Source organism: Streptomyces sp. NPDC050704 (assembly GCF_040654355.1).
Classification (GTDB): domain Bacteria; phylum Actinomycetota; class Actinomycetes; order Streptomycetales; family Streptomycetaceae; genus Streptomyces.
The window spans coordinates 136,897-153,609 of record NZ_JBFAHW010000003.1; the positions used below are offsets into that span (position 1 = coordinate 136,897).

The window sequence follows — 16,713 nt, forward strand, 5'->3', positions numbered from 1 at the left end:
GACCGGTCCGGATCGGGTGTGCCCCGTGCGTTGTTGGACGTAGACCGGTCCGGGCCAGGCGTGTCCTGCGCGCCGGCGGGCGGAGACCGGCCTGAATCGGGCGTGTCCGGTGCGTTGTTGGATGCGGACCGGTCCGGATCGGGTGTGCCCCGTGCGTTGTTGGACGTAGACCGGTCCGGGCCAGGCGTGTCCTGCGCGCCGGCGGGCGGAGACCGGCCTGAACCGGGCGTGTCCCGTGCGCTGTTGGACGGAGACCGGCCCGGATCAGGCGTGTCCGGTGCGCTGTTGGACGCAGGCCTGCCTGGGCCGCGTGTGCTTCCCGGGCAGTTGGATGCCGACCTCGCCGACCATCTCGCGGCACCCTCGCCTCCACTTGGAGTTGGCCTCGGCGGCGAGGCTCCTCGCCCCGCCAGGGCACCTTCCGGGGCCGAGAGCAGGGAGAACGTCGAGCGGCAGTCGGCACCGCAATCCGCCACAGCACCCCGGCGGCTCATCACCCTGTCCGCCCGGCGCCTGGGGCTGACCACTCCCGACGGGACTGTCCTGCTGGAGGACTGCGATCTGGACCTGCCCGCCGGCAGCGCGACCGCCGTCGTCGGTGTCTCGGGCGTCGGCAAGACGACGTTGCTGCACGCACTCGTCGGCCGCCGCCCCGCGGCCGCCGGGGCACTGCTGCTGCACGGCGAACCGTTGCCGGCCGCCACCCGGCACCGCAACAGGGACCAGCTCCGCGCCGTGCAGCTCGTCGGGCAGAGCGCCGTCGACGAACTCAACCCCGCCCAACGCGTGGGCCGGGCCGTGGCCAGGCCGCTGTCCGTGCTGCACGGCCTGGACCGGGCCACCGCCCTGGCCCAGGCGCAGGCGGTGCTGGCGGCCGTCGGGCTGCCTCCCGGCGTTGCGGCATGTCGCCCGCACCTGCTCTCCGGTGGCCAGCGGCAGCGGGTCGTTCTCGCCCGGGCCCTGGCCGCGCGCCCCGACGTACTGCTGCTCGACGAACCCACCGCCTCCCTCGACCCCGGCACCGCCCGGTCCGTACTCGACCTGCTGGACCGGATCCGTACAACAGGGACCGCGATCCTGACCGTCACCCACGACCCGGCCGTGGCCGCCCGCGCGGATGACGTGCTGACGCTGCGGAACGGTCGCCTGACCGAGGATTCCGCCCACCTGTCCGCCACGCCCGCGAAACCCCGTACTGACCGAACGGAGCCTCCCGTTGTCCGACGAAGCGACCGCTGAAACGATCACTGAAACCGCCACCGACACGACCACCGACGCAGGGCGGGTCACCGCTCTGATCGCCGGCCACCCCTGGGTGGCCGACGCACGCCCCGCCCCCGGCGGAGTCCTGCTGGTCACACCCCACCCGAGCGCGACTGCCGTTCTTCCCGTACCGGGCCCCCTGGTCCGCGAGCACCTCGCGCACTGGGCGGAGGTGTACGAGTGGGTGTACGAGACGGGTGAGGGCCGGCACGCCGACGACCTGGACCTGTCCGGCTGGCGCTCCTCCGACACCGGAAAGCCGCTGCCGGCCGCCCATATGCGTGACTGGGCCGACCGCACGGTCGACCTCGTCCTCTCCCAGCGCCCCCGCCGGCTGCTGGAACTCGGCTGCGGTACCGGTCTGTTGGCGCACCGGCTGCACACGCGGCTGGACGGCTATGTCGGCACCGACGTGGCCGAGGTGGCGGTCGACCGGCTGCACGCCGCCGCACTGCCCCGTACCGCCTTCGTGCGCGCGGCCGCCCACGAGGCACAGGCGCCCGTCGTCCGGGAGGCGACGGACCGGGTGTTCGGCCCCGGTGTGCGTCCGGACTGCGTGCTGCTGAACTCCGTCACCCAGTGCTTCCCCAACCTCGTGTACCTGACGGCGTTCCTGCACCACGCGCTGGCCGCGGTCGAGGACGGCGGCACGGTGATCGTCGGCGACATCCGCCACTCCGGCCTGCTCGAAGACCACTTCGCCCGGCTGGAGAGGGCCCGCGATCCCGAAGCGGCCGACGCGGACATCGCCGCGCGGGTGGCCTCCGCCGTGGCGGGGGACGGGGAACTGTCGTTCGCCCCCGAGGCCGTGCGCGAGATCCTGGCCGGCCAGCCCCGAACCGTACGGATGAGCGTCCACGCCCGCACGATGGCCGACGACACGGAACTCACCCGGTACCGGTACGACCTCGTCCTGCATGTCGGCCCGGCCTCCGGCCGCCCCGACTCGTCCGAGGTGCGCCGGCTGCCGTGGCAAGGGCCCGGAGGCGAAGGGGCTGAAGGGCTGCGGACGGTTCTGCGCACGGCGCTGGCGTCCGGTCCGGTCGTCCTGCACGGCATCCCCAACGCCCTGCTCGCAGAAGCCCCGGACGCGGCGGACGCCGTAACGCCGCATGACCTGCGGCAGGCACTGACCGGCATGGACGCCGCCGTACTGCTCGACCACGGCGACCCCCGGATGCTCGCCGTGTGCGCACCCGCCGACCGCGCCACCGCGGCGTCCCACGGCCCGGTTCGGGCACCGGTCGGCCGCCTCGCCCACGAGCCGCTGCCGGCGTTCGTACGGCGTCGGCTGCCGGAGGTCCTGCGTGACCATGTCCGCCGTACCGCGCCCGGCACGGTGCCGCCACGGATCGTGGTGGACGACATATCGGCGGAGGCGACGCGATGAGGGTGGCGGACGTCGCCGAAGCCCTGTCCGAGCTGCCCGAGGTCGCCGCCTGGCAGCTGGTGCCGGGCAGCGAGGGCGACACCCTGCTGGTCGCCGGTCCGGCCGACGCCGAACGGGGAGACGACCGCGCCACGGGCACCGTCCGGGACGAGCAGGCCGTGCTCGGCGCCGCCGCCTCCGGTGACGCCGCAGTGAACGGCAACGACCTCGCGCAACTCCCGCCCCTGATGCGCCTGTTGGACGAGACCGCGCTGCTGACCATGGCCCGCGTGCTGGACCGCACCCGCCTCTTCCGCGACCCGGCACCGCACCCGGCCGCCGAGATCGTGGCGGCCCTGGGTACGGCACCGCGTCACGCGTGGATCGTACGGCGCTGGCTGCGCACCCTGACCGCGGAGGGCCGACTGGCCCAGGACCCGGACTCCGACTGCTACCGGGATCTGACCGCGCCCGACCGTGCCGAATATGCCCGTGCCCGTCGCACCCTCGACGAGGCATGCCGAGGCATGGGCTATCCGGAGTCCATGACACGTTTCTTCTTCGCCGCGGCCGACCGACTCCCCCTTCTGCTCCAGGACCGCACGAGCCTGCAGGAAGTTCTCTTCCCCCAGGGCGAGACAGCCACGGCCGAAGGCAACTACCGCGACAACGTGCCGAGCCGCTGGGCCAACCACGCCGCCGCCGACCTGATCGCCGGCGAGGCCCTCCGACGAGCTGCGCAGGAAAACGGCAACCGGCCGCTGCGCGTTCTGGAGGCGGGGGCCGGTGTGGGCGGCACGACGGAAACAGTGCTGAGTGCCCTTGGCGCCACTCCGGTCGACTACCTGTTCACCGACGTGTCCCGGTTCTTCCTGCAGACCTCACGGACCCGCTTCGGCACCCGACAAGGTCTGCGACAGGCGCTGTTCGACATCAACCGCGACCCCTCGGCACAGGGTTTCACCCCCGGTTCCCACGATGTGATCCTCGCGGCGAACGTCCTGCACAACGCGCGCCACGTCGGCCGTGCCCTCGCCGCCCTGCGGGAACTGCTGGTGCCGGACGGTCTGCTGGTCCTCGTCGAATCCTGCCGCGAGCACTATCAGGCGCTCACCTCGATGTACCTGCTGATGTCGCCGCAGGCGGACGAGGAACGCTGGTTCACCGATCTACGGGCCGGCCAGGACCGGGTCTTCCTCACCGAGGGGGAGTGGGCACGGCAGTTGGACGCCGCCGGATTCCGGGCCCTCCCGGTCCTGCCGCCCGACGGACACCCCCTGACCGCCCTCGGCCAGCACGTCGTCGCGGGCCGACCCCGGCCCGCCGGCCACGACCGGCCCGACCCCGGCCGCGTCGCACGGGCGCTCGCCCACCTGCCCGAGACGGTCCGTCCCGCACGCGTCCACACCGTGGACCGCGTACTGTCCACCACCACGTCTGGAGCCAGCCGTTGACCTCCGCCGCCACCTCCGCATCCCCACTTTCCGCACCTGACGCCCCGGCCGACCTCGTAGAGGCCGTGCGCGAGGTCTGGGCCGACATCCTGGAGACCGATACCGCGTCCATACCGGCCGACATCAGCTTCCTGAGCCTGGGCGGGGACTCCGTGCTCGCCGTGCGCATGGCAGCGGTGATCCGCAAGCGGGTGGGAGTGAACCTCGCCCTGTCGGACGTACGCGTCGAGCACACCGCGGCACATCTGGCGGCGCTCCTCCACGAGCGCGGCACCGCGGGCGGGCTGCACCGCAGGCTGGCTCTGGACATCGAGCGGCGGGAGGACCCGGACGCGCCATTTCCGCTTCTGCCGCTCCAGCAGGGCTACTTCGTCGGTCAGCAGGATGCCTGGGAGCTGTCCTACCGTTCCGCCCACCACTATGTGGACATCGGCCTTGAGGACATCGACGACGAGGAGATCGCCGAGGCACTCCAGGACGCACTGGAACGGCTGGCGGAGCACCAGTCGGTGCTGCGGGCGCGCATCCTGCCCGACGGCAGGCAGCGGATCCTCCCCCTGGACGACCCCGAGGCCATGCCGCGCCTGCGCGTGACCGATCTCAGCACCGCGGGGGAGGAGGAGATCGCCACCACTGTGGCGGCGATCCGGCAGGAGATGAGCACCGAGGGACCCGACCCGGCCGCGGGCTGTGGACTCGACATGCGGCTCACCCTGCTCCCCGGGCACCGCGCCCGGCTGCACTCCTCCACCAGCCTGCTGATCATCGACGGCTGGTCGTCCGGGGTGTTCTACCGGGATCTGTTCGCCCTCGTCTCCGACTACAACGCGGTACTCGCCCCGCTGGAGGTCGACTTCGGCGACTACGTCGCGAGCCTGCGCGACCTCCCCGACACGGAGGAGTGGCGCCAGGACCGTGAATGGTGGTGGAACCGCCTCGACGGTTTCCCGCTACCCCCGGCACTGCCCCTGGTGGCTGATCCGGCCGACGTCCGGCCCACGTTGATGGGCACACGGCAGGCCGTGCTCGACGCCGAGCGGTGGGCCGCGCTACGCGCGCAGTGTGCTCAGCACGGCGTCACTCCCTCGGCCGCCATGTTCGCCGTGTTCTCCGCCGCAGTGGCCCGTGCCTGCGGTCACCGGCACTTCCTGCTCAACACCCTTCAGCTGAACCGGCTGCCGCTGCACCCGGACGTGCCCCGCCTGGTGGGAGCCTTCTCGTCCACCATGCTCATGCCGGTCGAGCTGCCCGAGAACCCCGTCTTCGCCGATCTGGCGACCAGCGCCCAGCAGGCCATCTCGGACGCTCTCGCGCACCACCTGGTCACCGGGGTCGAGGTCTCCCGGGAGCTGGGCCGCCGCCGCGGTACCCGACGTCCGGTCGCCCCGGTCGTCTTCCAGAGCACCTTGGGAGTGGACGCGGCGCTGGGCAGCGAGGTCCCGCATGAGGCGGGACCGCTCGGCACGATCGATCTGCTCAGCCACCACCAGCAGCTGAGGACCCCTCAAGTCGCCCTGGAGGTCCGGCTGTTCGAACTGCGCGGTGAACTCGTCGTCGTCTTCTCGCTGGTGGAGGAACTCTTCGCCGCCGAGGACGTGGACCGGATGTTCCAGGACGTGGTGACCACCGTCGAATCCCTTGTGGACAAGGAGGGTTGGTCGGACCCGGTCACGCTGCCCGCCGCATGGGACGCATCGGATTCGGACGCTTTCGGGACGGCGCCAGGCGGACGGCTGTCGGTCCCGCAGGCACAGGACGCGTCCGGCGACGAACCGGGGCCCCTCCGCGACGACCTGGAGCGGGCCGTCGCGGCGGACTGGGCCGAGTTGCTCGGCTGCGCGGTGACCGACAGGGCGGCGGACTTCTTCGCTCTGGGCGGTGATTCGCTGCTGGCGGTACGGATGCTCGGCGCACTGTCCCGCAAGGGGGTCGGGAGGGTGGCGCCGCGCCGTTTCCTGGAGCGTCCCACCGTGGCCGGTCTCGCCGATGCGGTACGTGACGGGGAAGCGGCCGTCGCGGGATGACCGTACGTGCCGGTGGATCGGCCACCGAGGGATGACCGCGACCGGCGAGGCCGGCCGCCACCGGATCACCGCACGCGGCGGGAGCACCAGGGCATGCGTGCTCCCGCCGCGGGCCGGGTCAGCCGCCGAGCCCCGCGTCCTCGCGGAAGAGCTCCTGGTCCAGCCAGACCGCGGCGCGCGCTCCGTCGGCGGCCCCCGTGATGACAAAGGTGAGCGCGTCCGGCAGCACCTCCAGGCGGGCGGCATCACCGGCCGCGTAGACACCGGGCACGCTCGTACGCTGGAACTCGTTCACGCGGATGCATCCGTCGGGCAGCATCTCGCAACCGAGTTGCTCGGCGAGCGCGGAGTGCTGCCTGGTGGGCGCCCGGTGGTAGACGGCCTGGCGCTCCAGCACCCGGCCGTCCGTCATGACCAGCCGCAGTTCGCCCTCCTTGCCCTCGATCCGGGAGACCGGGGTCTCGTCGACGGCGATCCCGGCGGCGGCGAGCCTGCCCGCCGCCTGCTCGGGCACCGCATGCCCGTCGGTGCACACCACCACGTCGTCGCTGAACCGGTCGGCGATGTACAGCGCCTGCATGATCTGCGGCAGCTCGCGGCCCAGCACGGCGATGGTCATGCCCCGGGTCTCCCAGCCATGGCAGAAGGGACAGTGGTAGACGCCCCGGCCGAAGAGTTCGCCGACTCCCTCCACCTGGTCCAGGACATCGACCTGTCCGGTGGCCAGGACCAGCTTGCGGCCCGTCACCGTGGTGCCGTCCGAGAGCGTCAGTGTGAAACCGTTCTCCTCCTCGGCCGCCGTGACCACCAACGCCTCCCGGATCTCCACGCTCGGGTAGGCGGCGAGTTGTTCACGGCCTATGCGCCGCAGCTCGGCCGGGGAGGCGCCGTCCCGGCTGAGGAACATGTGCATCTCGGCGGCCGGTGCGTTGCGCGGTTCACCGCTGTCCAGGAGCAGCACCTCCCGGCGCTGACGGCCCGACACCAGTGCCGCGTTGAGACCGGCGGGGCCTCCACCGACCACGACCACGTCGTACGACATCGTTCTCCTCTGCCCAGAGTCATCAAGGTCCACTGTCTGCCCGCTATCTTAATGACAATAGTTTTCATTTACATGTGATGGTGCACAACTTCCCCCGACGAAGGGCGAACTCATGGACTCCACCGCGGCCATCGGCATCCTCGGCGGCTACGGAGCCGTCGGCAGCGCAGTGGTACGCCGCCTGCACCGGGCGGGTATCGGCCCGCTCCTGGTGGCCGGCCGGGACCCGGCCCGCGCCGAAGCCTGCGTCGCATCGCTCGACGCGGCCCCAACAGCCGTCAGCGCACAGGCAGTTGACCTCTGGGACGCGTCACTGGACTCGTTCCTCACCCGCTGCCGACTCGTCGTCAACTGCGCGGGTCCCTCCTACCGGGTGCTGGACACGGTCGCCCGGGCCGCACTGCGCCACGGGGTGGACTACGTGGACGCGGCGGGTGACGACCCCCTCCACGCCCGGCTGAGCGCACAGGACGGCGGGACCGGCGCGTGGGCGGCCGCGAACCGAACCGCCGTACTCTCCGCCGGCGCGCTCCCCGGACTGTCCGGACTCCTGCCCCGCGTCCTGCTGGACCGGGCCGCACGGCCCGCCCGGCTGGAGGCATACCTGGGCGGTGTGGCAGCACTCACGCCGGCCGCCGCGGGTGACGTGCTGCTCGCCCGCGGCCCCGAACACGGCATCCCCTCCGCGGCCTGGGAAAACGGACAGGCCCAGGACCGCGCACTCGAACCACGGCGCGGCCTGACACTGTCCGCCTTCCCCCGGCCGGTCACCGCCTTCCCCTTCTTGTCCACCGAGGCCGTCCGGCTCGCCGAGACCGCGGGTATTGGCCGGGTGCACTGGTACACGGTCTTCGGCGGCGAGCACCTGGCCGAAGAACTGGCCATGTCATGGGCCCTGGACTCCACGGACACGGCGGATCTCGTCCGGGCCGCGGACGCGGACGTACGCCGCCACGGCTCCTGGTACGGGCAGGAGTTCCGGCTGTGGGACGGGACGGACGGCACAGATGACGGCCCGCCCACCCTCACCCTCACCCTCCGCGCCGAGGACTCCTACGAACTCAGCGGCTTTCTGGCTGCCACGGCCGCTCAGCACGTCCTCGCCGGTCAGGTGAAGCCCGGCGTCCACTTCGCGGCGGACGTACTCGACCCCTCGTCAACCGCCCAGTCCTTGGCGACGGACCAGGTGGCCGAACTGGACATGGCTTGACGACCGGTCTGCTCTGCTCTCCTACGAGGCGGTGGGCAGGTGACCGCCACCCAGGCCGAGGCCGAACGCGAGGGGCACGTCCAGCGGATCCGGCCGCTGTCCCCCACGTCACCCCGTCGAGCGTCACCCCGTCGAGTCCGCACCTCAAGAGGCGCGCAGATAGCCCGAGTTCGCCACCTGACCGAGGAACGTCAGCCGGGTGTTCGTGGCCATGTGCTTTTCGAAGGCCTCTTTGATGCCGGGCCATTTGGGGTGCCCGAAGTCGTCGAGTACGACGACGCCTCCGGGCGCGACGATCTGCTCGGCCCACTCCAGGTCCGCGCCGACGCCGGGGGCGGAGTGGTCGCCGTCGACGATGATCACTCCGTAGGAACGGTCGGAGAGCTGGGCGCGGACCTCGGGGTCCTCGGAGAAGCCTTGATGGACCCGGGTCGCGGCTCCGGCCGCGCCGGCCAGGGCCAGATTGGTGCGCACCGCGGCCCCGCGCACGGGGGTACCGGTGGGGTCGGCTCCCTCGGTGGTACCGGGCTGCAGCTGAAGGCCTGCGAGCGGGTCCACGATCGTCAGGCGCGGGTCGCGTCCCGAGCGCTCCATCATCCGGATCAGGGCCGCCCCGAACATTCCGTACAGGGTGCCGATCTCCAGGATCTCGTCGTTCGGCGGGTCGAGCAGTGGTACGGCGGAGAGCTTGCCGCAGATGTTCATGGTGCCGCCGGCTATCCGGCCGACCCCGAGTGCCTCCAGGGCGATGAGCAGCCGGAACGCCTGGGCGATATTACGCTCCGCACCGGCCTTGTCCCCGGTCACCAGCGCCAACTCGTCGACGGCGCGGGTGAGATGGACCTGGGCCGGAAGCCGTGACACGCCGCGCCCTGTCCCGTCGAGCAGCAACTCGAGGGGGCGCTGGCGGTTGCGCAGGGCCGTCAGCTCGTGCCCCAGTCCGCCGGCAGAGCCGTCCCCGAGGGAGCGGCGGATCTGGCGCTGGATGCGCTGATCGATGAGGTCGGCGATCGGACGCAGGGTGCGCCTGGCGGTTTTGGTGGTGAGTAACGCTCGCATGGCTCTGTGTCCCTCACAGGTAGAGAAAAGTACTGCGTACATGTGGGGGGTAGAGGGGATGCGCGCGCCCTGTTGCGACGGGCGAGCACAGTGGGGGCGCCGCGTTCGGAGGACAGTTAATGCATAAACAGCCCACAGATCAAGCATGGTGAACGACGGCACTCGTGAGGGGAACGGGGGACTGACTGAGAGGCCACGAGAGGGTTACGCAGCAGGTGATGTGACGGTACGTCACCTGCTCGTCCCAGGGAGTGGCCGGTTGTGCGCTCGTGGCACCTGGTGCGCGGGTCAGAGCCAGGTGGTCCCCAGCCAAGCGGCCGCGGCGGCGGCAACCAGCAGGGCGATGTTGAGTCCGATCTGCCGGGCCTCGTCGCGGGAGACATGGACCACGATGCCCCCGACCTGGATCAGGACGAGGCCGATGGCCGCGGCGGTGGCGAGCCAGGGCGCGATGTCGGTCAGCGGCGGCAGGATCATGCCTGCCGCGCCGAGGACCTCCAGGGTCCCGATGAGCCTGACGAGCGGCATGGGGACGCGATCGACCCATCCCATCATGGGCTGGAGTTGCTCCTGACTCTGCAGGACCTTCTTGCCTCCGGCGTAGAGGTAGAACACCGCCAGCAGCGCGGCGACGATCCAGTAAGAGACGTCCATAGTGACCCCTTGCGCGATAGTTACCGGACGTAAGTTGCCTCATCATGGGTCACTATTGAGAGGCTTACAAAAGGCACACATATGTGCGTTAGGCACAAGGAGTTGTCATGTCGCAGTACGAGCACACGTGCATGATCCGAGGAGACGGCGGGCGCACGATCCGCGCTGTGCTCGACCGGATCTGCGACAAGTGGACGCTGCTGATCGTGGTGACCCTTGATCAGGGGCGTCTGCGCTTCACCGACCTGCAGCGGCAGATACCCGGGATCTCGCAGCGGATGCTGACGTTGACGCTCCGGAACCTGGAGCGCGACGGCCTGGTGTCCCGGACGGTGTACCCGGAGGTCCCGCCGCGAGTCGAGTACGCGCTGACCGCCACCGGTCAGAGCCTTATAACGCCGGCGCTCGCGCTCGCCGGCTGGGCCATCGAGCACATCGCGGAGATCGAGGCCAGCAGAGACGCCTACGGTGATCGCCCCGGGTGATCCCGGCGTGAACGGGTGCGTCCCGGCGGACGGCGCACCGCCGCTTCATCGAGTGGAGCGCGCACGGCTGAAGGCGTCGGTCCCCTCCGCCGAAGCGGATATTCGTAGCCGCAGGTTCAGAAATTTGCGCGGCATGCGGTCGGGGCTTCGCGAAAAAATGTTGTGGCGCCATGACCGGATGCGTTCGCCGTGCTACGCTTGACGGTAGTTGCAGTTGTGGTTCCCGTAAACTTCAAGTGCCTTAGACGACGTCATGTCGTCGGGCGCTTTTGTATGTCCGGTGCTGTTTTCCGGGCGGGGTTCATTGCGGCGACATAGGAGTTCACACAGTGTGAATACCTGGGCACCGCCCCGAAGGAGATTTGAGACATGGCTACTGGCACCGTCAAGTGGTTCAACGCGGAAAAGGGCTTCGGCTTCATTGAGCAGGAGGGTGGCGGCCCGGACGTGTTCGCCCACTACTCGAACATCGCCGCTCAGGGCTTCCGTGAGCTCCAGGAAGGCCAGAAGGTGAACTTCGACGTCACGCAGGGCCAGAAGGGCCCGCAGGCGGAGAACATCACCCCCGCCTGACGCTGAAACGCACGAAGCAGCTGGGGCCCTCACCTTCGGGTGGGGCCCCAGCTTGTTGCTTGTAGTGATTCAAACTGGTCGCCCATTCCGGTGGCGACTGACGGAATTCTGGTGCCGCGCGTCGTGTTTTCATGCGGCGGTGCGGCTGTTTTTGTTCTTACATTCGGCTCGTTCTTGAATTTGTTCGGCTCTTGTTCGCCGAGAATTCCTCGATACGTGCCATATCGAGGAAGGTTCTCCATGAACCGCTCAGCTCGCACGAACGACCGTTTTTCCAAGAACCGCAAGGACGGCTTCGCCGGTTCCGACCGGGGAGGCCGCTTCGGTCCGCAGGGCTCGGGTCGCCCCGGCGCCCGTTCGGGCGGCCCCGGGCGCCGTCCCTCCGCACCCCAGGGGGAGTTCGCGCTACCGGTCACCATCACCCCGGCCCTCCCCGCCGCTGCGACCTTCGACGAACTGGACCTGCCCGCCGAGTTGCTGTCACTGCTCACCAGCCTCGGTATGAACGAGCCGTTCCCGATCCAGGCCGCCACGCTGCCGAACTCCCTCGCCGGCCGCGACGTCCTGGGCCGCGGGCGCACCGGATCGGGCAAGACCCTCGCCTTCGGCCTGCCGCTCCTCGTCCGCACGGCCGGACAGCGCGCCGAGGCCCGGAAGCCGCTGGCCCTGATCCTCGTCCCCACTCGCGAGCTGGCCCAGCAGGTCACCGACGCGCTCACCCCGTATGCCCGGGCGCTGAAGTTGAAGCTGGCCACCGTGGTCGGCGGTATGTCGATCGGCAGGCAGGCAGGCGCACTGCGCGCCGGTGCCGAGGTCGTTGTCGCGACTCCGGGCCGCCTCACGGATCTCATCGAGCGCAAGGACTGCCGTCTGGACCGGGTGAACATCACCGTCCTCGACGAGGCCGACCAGATGGCCGACATGGGCTTCATGCCCCAGGTCACCGAACTGCTCGACCAGGTACGCCCCGACGGCCAGCGCATGCTGTTCTCGGCCACGCTGGATCGCAACATCGACCTCCTGGTCCGTCGTTACCTCCATGACCCGGTGGTCCACTCGGTCGACCCGTCGGCGGGTGCGGTCACCACGATGGAGCACCACGTGCTGCATGTGCACGGCGCCGACAAGTACGCCACCGCCACCGAGATCGCCGCCCGCGACGGGCGGGTGCTCATGTTCCTGGACACCAAGCACGCGGTCGACCAGTTCACCAAGCACCTGCTGAACAGCGGGGTGAAGGCCGCGGCGCTGCACGGCGGTAAGTCGCAGCCCCAGCGCAACCGCACGCTCGCCCAGTTCAAGACGGGCCACGTAACGGTGCTGGTGGCCACCAACGTGGCGGCCCGTGGCATCCACGTCGACGACCTCGACCTCGTCGTCAACGTCGACCCGCCCGCCGACCACAAGGACTACCTGCACCGCGGCGGCCGTACCGCCCGCGCCGGTGAGTCCGGCAGCGTCGTCACGCTGGTCCTGCCCAACCAGCGTCGGGACATGACCCGTCTGTTGTCGGACGCGGGCATCAGGCCGCAGATCACGCAGGTCCGCTCCGGCGAGGCCGAGCTGGGCCGCATCACCGGCGCCCAGGCCCCCTCCGGTGTTCCCATCGGCGGCAGCGGACCGGTCGCGGAGCGTCCTCAGCGCGGCGGTGCCCCCTTCCGCGGTCTGGGTACCCGCCCGGGGCGGGCCGGTGGCGAGTCCCGCCGGTCTGCCGAGGCCCGCCAGACGGCCGAGGCCCGCAAGGCCGCCCGGGTCCGTCGCGGCGCCTAGATCGAGCGTCGGCGTCGGCTGTCAACTGCCTTGTGGGCACTGGTACATGTAGGTCTCGGTCCCGGAAGCCAGAGGGTCTGCCGCCTCGGCGGCAGCGCCGCGGCGTAGCGGGACGGGCATGGTGTGGGCTGTCAGGGGATGCGTGCCACTGCGGCGTAGATGCCGCTGTCCTCGGCCGCCGGCGCCGGGATCGTCCTGAACCACTCCGGGGCTGTGACCAGGCCGGGATCGATCAGATCCAGGCCGTCGAAGAAACGGCTGACCTCCGAGCGGGTCCGGAAGCCGAGCTGGATGCCGCCCTTGGCGTATTCCGCGGTGACCTGTTCCGCCAACTCCGGGTACAGATCGGACGCCGCGTGCGACAGCACGAGGTGACTGCCCGACGGCAGGGTGGCGACCAGGTTGCGAACGATGCCGTGGGCATCCTGCCCGTCGGGGATGAAGTGCATCAGCGCGATGAGGGACAGTGCGATCGGGCGGTCGAAGTCCAGTACGGCACGGGCGTGTTCGAGGATCGTGTCCGGTCGCCGTACATCGGCCTCGATGTAGTCCGTGGCTCCCTCGGGGTGGCTGATCAGCAGCGCTTCCGCGTGCCGCAGCACGATCGGGTCGTTGTCGGTGTAGACGACCTTCGCGGTCGGTACGCTCCGCTGGACGATCTGGTGCAGATTCGGCTCGGTGGGGATGCCCGTACCGATGTCGAGGAACTGGTCGATGCCCTGCGCGGCGAGCCAGGCGGCCGCCCGGTGCATGAACTGACGGTTCTGCCGGGCCGCAGCACGCGCTTCGGGCGGCAGCTTCTCGCCCACCGCCTCGTCGACGGGGTAGTTGTCCTTGCCGCCCAGCAGCCAGTCGTAGACCCTCGCGGGGTGCGCCTTGCCCGTGTCGATCCGTGGCGGCTGGGGGGTGTCGGCGGTCATGGCGGGCTCCGGCGCGCGAAGGGATCAGCGGTGCTTCCGGCCACCGCAGTCTGGCACAGCATCTGGCTTGTCGGTAAAGGGAATTGGCGCATGTCGGCCCTGCGGTCTTGCGGGAGGTCGCCAAGGAGACCTGGCTGGCGACATAGGTCGGGGCGGCGCCCGCTCGGCGGTGGCAGTGTCCTCGGCACGTCGGCGGTGGTGTGCGGCGGGCGCCTGCCTCGTCAGGTCGTGACCGTGTCCTGCTGCTCCGGCGAGGTGTCGGCCGGAGTGTCGGCCGGAGCGGATCCGGATGCCGTGTAGAAGACGGATGAGCCCTGCTTGGTGCGGTGGACGCGGCCCTTGGCGACGAGTCCTTCCACCGTGGTGCGTACGACCTTGGGCTTGATGTCACGGTCGGGATGAGCCTGGGTCAACGCGGCGGTGATTTCCGCGGCGGAGCGCGGTTCGGGCTGCTGACCGAGGTGGTCGCGGATGAGCTCGACGAGTGTGGGCGTCGCCGCGGTTGTGGATGCCTGGGTATCAGGAGTCTTGGCTGCCGCCTTCTTGGGCTTGGTGGCGGAGGCCTTCTTCTTCCTGGCCGGCGTGGGCTCGGCCGAAGCCTGCTTCGGTACCGAGGGCACAGGCGTGACGCTCTCGTCCGAGACCGGACCGGCTTCCGCGAGGGGCTCTCCGCCCAGCGTCTCCTGCAGGTTCACCAACAGGGCGTGATCACGCTGCAGTGCGCCCAACTGCTCCTGAAGAACGGCTAGTTCGGCGCTGATACGTTCTTGTTCCTTGGAGTTGCGCTCCAGGTCCGCAGTTACCTGAGCGGCGTACTGCGTTTTGAGTTCCGTGGTCACTGACTCGACTTCGGACATGGCAGTTACCTCTCCTCGTACAACAATGTGATGCTGAAGGCGGATCGTACTCGCATCATCCAGGCCATGATCCGTGATGTTCCAGGCTGCCCGGCAGATCTGCGGCCTCGAACACAACTGCTGTGGTCTGCGTACCTATTGGGATGGCAGCGTTGATGGCACGCCGGTGACCCCAGTTGCCTGCATCGAGCGATGTCTCGTTTTCAACCTTCAAGGTGAGTGCAAGGCAGCCTGACAGCTTGTGCCGACGCAGGCAACGGATGGGTGGGACTTCGTGAAGCGGGGGAGTGCGGCGCCCGGGTCGATGACTGCCACCGGCCGGTCACCTTGGGCGCGTGGACGTGTTCTCGCGTCACTTGCCGTGCTGACCGCGGCCCTACTGGCGTTCCACTCCGCTGTGCCCAACACCGTGGGCCGCGTCGGCAGCCTGCTGGAGACGTTTCTGCCCTGGCTCGGTCTGGCCGTGCCGTTGTTGTTCGTTCTGGCACTGCTGCGGCGTTCGGTCACCGCGCTGGTGGCCCTGCTGTTGCCCGTGGGCGTCTGGGGGAACCTCTACGGTGGCCTGCTTGTGGCTGAGGATCGTGGTGCACACGACATCACGGCGATCCAGCACAATGTCAGCGACGAGAACAACGACCCCGTCGGTACAGCGGATGCCCTGATCGAGGCCGCGCCGGATTTCATCGCGCTGGAGGAGCTGACGTCCGGCGCGTTGCCGGTCTACGAGACGGCCCTGGCACCGGGCTATCCCTACCGTGCCGTCGAGGGAACTGTCGGACTCTGGTCAAAACATCCGCTGTCCGATGTCCGGGCGCTGGACATCAAGCCGGAGGGGATCGGGGACGGCTGGAACCGTGGGGTGCGGTCCAGAGCACGTACGCCACGGGGTGATATCGCGGTGTACGTCGTCCACTTGCCCTCGGTCCGCGTCCGATGGAACGGCTTGAGTTCCGGTTGGCGGGACGAGAGCGCCGAACTGCTGGGGGCGGCCATCGCCGCCGAGAAGCTGGACGAGGTGATCCTGTTGGGTGACCTCAACAGCACGCTGGACGACCGCGGACTCGCCCCGGTCACCTCGCGGACGAATTCGGCAGGGCGGGATTTCGCCTTCAGCTGGCCTGCGGCTTTCCCCATGGCGCGGATCGACCACGTCATGACTCGCTCGGCGACCGTCACCGACGTCTGGACTCTGCCCGCCACCGGCAGCGACCACCTGCCGGTCGCCGCCGGCATCAGACTTGAGCCCTGATCGCGGAGCGCACCTGTCTGCGAAGGCAATGGCGATGGCGGTCGTTTCGCCGCCGATGGCTGCTGTCCTCAGGGATAGGAGGTGGTGCGCGCGACGTGGGTGTGGAGCAGCCGGGGAGAAGGTTCAAATCCGTGGCGGGAGTAGGCGGGGATCGCGCGCGGAGTGGAGTGCACGGTGATGCGTTCGAGTCCGAGTTCCCTGGCACTGATCAGGATCGCGTCGAGGAGCCTGCCGCCCAGGCCACTGTCCCGCTCGCCGGGAACGACGTACACGCACTGCAGGTCGCCCGACGCCCGTTGCGGAGCGCGCGGGCTCGGTACCCGCTGGAGGATGGCCAGCCAGGCCATACCGATGATCGCCTCATCGCGGGCCAGGACCGTACAGCGATGCGACGATGCGTTCTCTCGTGCCCAGCTGACGAAGTGCTCCACGAACTCCTCGTGCTCGGTGACAGGTGCGCCCTGCTCTTCGAGAACCCACTGCCATCGAAGCTCGGCAACGACGTCCAGTTCATGAGGGGCGGCCGGACGGACGGTGATGTTGTCCACGCGCGCATTGTGGTGTGGGCAGGCCGGTGGTGTCACCCGTACGAGGGGATGCGCACGGAGCAACGGGGGAGCGGAATGGGCTTGTGGGGAAGCGAATCACCGGGCGCTCGCCCGGCCCGGCGCAGTTCGGCGCCCAGTCCCGGGCGGGGCGCTCCGCGGAAGGTGGGCGGTGTGAGCTGCGGTTTGTGACGGGGCGGCCGACGTGACTGTGCGAGCGGACACGAGCGGCTTACTGC

General features: G+C 69.8%; 15 protein-coding genes. 9 read left to right on the plus strand and 6 right to left on the minus strand.

The window, feature by feature from the left end:
* The first annotated feature begins 285 nt into the window (after positions 1–285).
* Genes AB0I18_RS02445 through AB0I18_RS02460 form a run of 4 tightly spaced genes read left to right on the plus strand, consistent with a single transcriptional unit; the run spans position 286 to position 6,110 of the window.
* A complete protein-coding gene (locus AB0I18_RS02445) occupies positions 286–1,239 on the plus strand; it encodes an ATP-binding cassette domain-containing protein (protein WP_363103487.1) in 954 nt (317 codons plus the stop codon).
* Complete coding sequence (locus tag AB0I18_RS02450; RefSeq protein WP_363103488.1) at positions 1,217–2,653, plus strand: class I SAM-dependent methyltransferase; 1,437 nt, start codon at positions 1,217–1,219, stop codon at positions 2,651–2,653. The genes AB0I18_RS02445 and AB0I18_RS02450 overlap by 23 nt, the downstream gene beginning before the upstream one ends.
* Positions 2,650–4,086, plus strand: a complete 1,437-nt coding sequence (locus AB0I18_RS02455; RefSeq protein ID WP_363103489.1) for a class I SAM-dependent methyltransferase — start codon at positions 2,650–2,652, stop codon at positions 4,084–4,086. The genes AB0I18_RS02450 and AB0I18_RS02455 overlap by 4 nt, the downstream gene beginning before the upstream one ends.
* The gene (locus AB0I18_RS02460; protein ID WP_363103490.1) at positions 4,083–6,110 is read left to right on the plus strand and encodes a condensation domain-containing protein; all 2,028 of its coding nucleotides are present in this window, start codon (positions 4,083–4,085) and stop codon (positions 6,108–6,110) included. The genes AB0I18_RS02455 and AB0I18_RS02460 overlap by 4 nt, the downstream gene beginning before the upstream one ends.
* Positions 6,111–6,228: 118 nt before the next feature.
* On the opposite strand, the gene AB0I18_RS02465 is transcribed toward AB0I18_RS02460, so the two are convergent.
* Positions 6,229–7,152 (minus strand): NAD(P)/FAD-dependent oxidoreductase, encoded by a 924-nt coding sequence (locus AB0I18_RS02465; protein ID WP_363103491.1) that lies wholly within the window; start codon positions 7,150–7,152, stop codon positions 6,229–6,231.
* Between the two features lie 112 nt (positions 7,153–7,264).
* Here AB0I18_RS02465 and AB0I18_RS02470 point away from each other — a divergent pair, with 112 nt between their 5' ends.
* A complete protein-coding gene (locus AB0I18_RS02470) occupies positions 7,265–8,362 on the plus strand; it encodes a saccharopine dehydrogenase NADP-binding domain-containing protein (protein ID WP_363103492.1) in 1,098 nt (365 codons plus the stop codon).
* A 144-nt stretch (positions 8,363–8,506) separates the two neighbouring features.
* Here AB0I18_RS02470 and AB0I18_RS02475 read toward each other — a convergent pair whose 3' ends face one another.
* Together AB0I18_RS02475 and AB0I18_RS02480 are read right to left on the minus strand one after the other, a co-directional pair.
* Positions 8,507–9,421, minus strand: a complete 915-nt coding sequence (locus tag AB0I18_RS02475) for a class I SAM-dependent methyltransferase (RefSeq protein WP_363103493.1) — start codon at positions 9,419–9,421, stop codon at positions 8,507–8,509.
* Between the two features lie 288 nt (positions 9,422–9,709).
* A complete protein-coding gene (locus AB0I18_RS02480) occupies positions 9,710–10,075 on the minus strand; it encodes a DoxX family protein (RefSeq protein WP_363103494.1) in 366 nt (121 codons plus the stop codon).
* Between the two features lie 107 nt (positions 10,076–10,182).
* On the opposite strand from AB0I18_RS02480, the gene AB0I18_RS02485 reads away from it, so the two are divergent.
* From AB0I18_RS02485 to AB0I18_RS02495, 3 genes are all read left to right on the plus strand, one after another.
* A complete protein-coding gene (locus tag AB0I18_RS02485) occupies positions 10,183–10,560 on the plus strand; it encodes a helix-turn-helix domain-containing protein (RefSeq protein WP_363103495.1) in 378 nt (125 codons plus the stop codon).
* A gap of 369 nt (positions 10,561–10,929) precedes the next feature.
* Positions 10,930–11,133 carry a cold-shock protein gene (locus tag AB0I18_RS02490; protein ID WP_100580096.1) on the plus strand — a complete coding sequence of 68 codons (204 nt, stop codon included), beginning with the start codon at positions 10,930–10,932 and terminating at the stop codon, positions 11,131–11,133.
* Positions 11,134–11,373: 240 nt separating this feature from the next.
* Positions 11,374–12,903 carry a DEAD/DEAH box helicase gene (locus tag AB0I18_RS02495; protein WP_363103496.1) on the plus strand — a complete coding sequence of 510 codons (1,530 nt, stop codon included), beginning with the start codon at positions 11,374–11,376 and terminating at the stop codon, positions 12,901–12,903.
* Between the two features lie 131 nt (positions 12,904–13,034).
* On the opposite strand, the gene AB0I18_RS02500 is transcribed toward AB0I18_RS02495, so the two are convergent.
* Both AB0I18_RS02500 and AB0I18_RS02505 read right to left on the minus strand, forming a co-directional pair.
* Complete coding sequence (locus AB0I18_RS02500) at positions 13,035–13,823, minus strand: SAM-dependent methyltransferase (RefSeq protein WP_363103497.1); 789 nt, start codon at positions 13,821–13,823, stop codon at positions 13,035–13,037.
* Between the two features lie 221 nt (positions 13,824–14,044).
* Positions 14,045–14,680, minus strand: a complete 636-nt coding sequence (locus AB0I18_RS02505) for a hypothetical protein (protein ID WP_363103498.1) — start codon at positions 14,678–14,680, stop codon at positions 14,045–14,047.
* Between the two features lie 361 nt (positions 14,681–15,041).
* Between AB0I18_RS02505 and AB0I18_RS02510 the strand changes: the two genes are divergently transcribed.
* Positions 15,042–15,929, plus strand: coding sequence for an endonuclease/exonuclease/phosphatase family protein (locus AB0I18_RS02510; RefSeq protein ID WP_363103499.1), 888 nt, complete (start codon positions 15,042–15,044; stop codon positions 15,927–15,929).
* 68 nt (positions 15,930–15,997) lie between these two features.
* Here AB0I18_RS02510 and AB0I18_RS02515 read toward each other — a convergent pair whose 3' ends face one another.
* The gene (locus tag AB0I18_RS02515) at positions 15,998–16,477 is read right to left on the minus strand and encodes a GNAT family N-acetyltransferase (protein ID WP_363103500.1); all 480 of its coding nucleotides are present in this window, start codon (positions 16,475–16,477) and stop codon (positions 15,998–16,000) included.
* Positions 16,478–16,713 lie beyond the last annotated feature (236 nt).

Coding starts and splice junctions, on each gene's coding strand:
- AB0I18_RS02455 (WP_363103489.1), top strand. CDS start 2,650: ATGAGGGTGGCGGACGTCGCCGAAGCCCTGTCCGAGCTGCCCGAGGTC.
- AB0I18_RS02465 (WP_363103491.1), bottom strand. CDS start 7,152: ATGTCGTACGACGTGGTCGTGGTCGGTGGAGGCCCCGCCGGTCTCAAC.
- AB0I18_RS02470 (WP_363103492.1), top strand. CDS start 7,265: ATGGACTCCACCGCGGCCATCGGCATCCTCGGCGGCTACGGAGCCGTC.
- AB0I18_RS02475 (WP_363103493.1), bottom strand. CDS start 9,421: ATGCGAGCGTTACTCACCACCAAAACCGCCAGGCGCACCCTGCGTCCG.
- AB0I18_RS02480 (WP_363103494.1), bottom strand. CDS start 10,075: ATGGACGTCTCTTACTGGATCGTCGCCGCGCTGCTGGCGGTGTTCTAC.
- AB0I18_RS02485 (WP_363103495.1), top strand. CDS start 10,183: ATGTCGCAGTACGAGCACACGTGCATGATCCGAGGAGACGGCGGGCGC.
- AB0I18_RS02490 (WP_100580096.1), top strand. CDS start 10,930: ATGGCTACTGGCACCGTCAAGTGGTTCAACGCGGAAAAGGGCTTCGGC.
- AB0I18_RS02495 (WP_363103496.1), top strand. CDS start 11,374: ATGAACCGCTCAGCTCGCACGAACGACCGTTTTTCCAAGAACCGCAAG.
- AB0I18_RS02500 (WP_363103497.1), bottom strand. CDS start 13,823: ATGACCGCCGACACCCCCCAGCCGCCACGGATCGACACGGGCAAGGCG.
- AB0I18_RS02505 (WP_363103498.1), bottom strand. CDS start 14,680: ATGTCCGAAGTCGAGTCAGTGACCACGGAACTCAAAACGCAGTACGCC.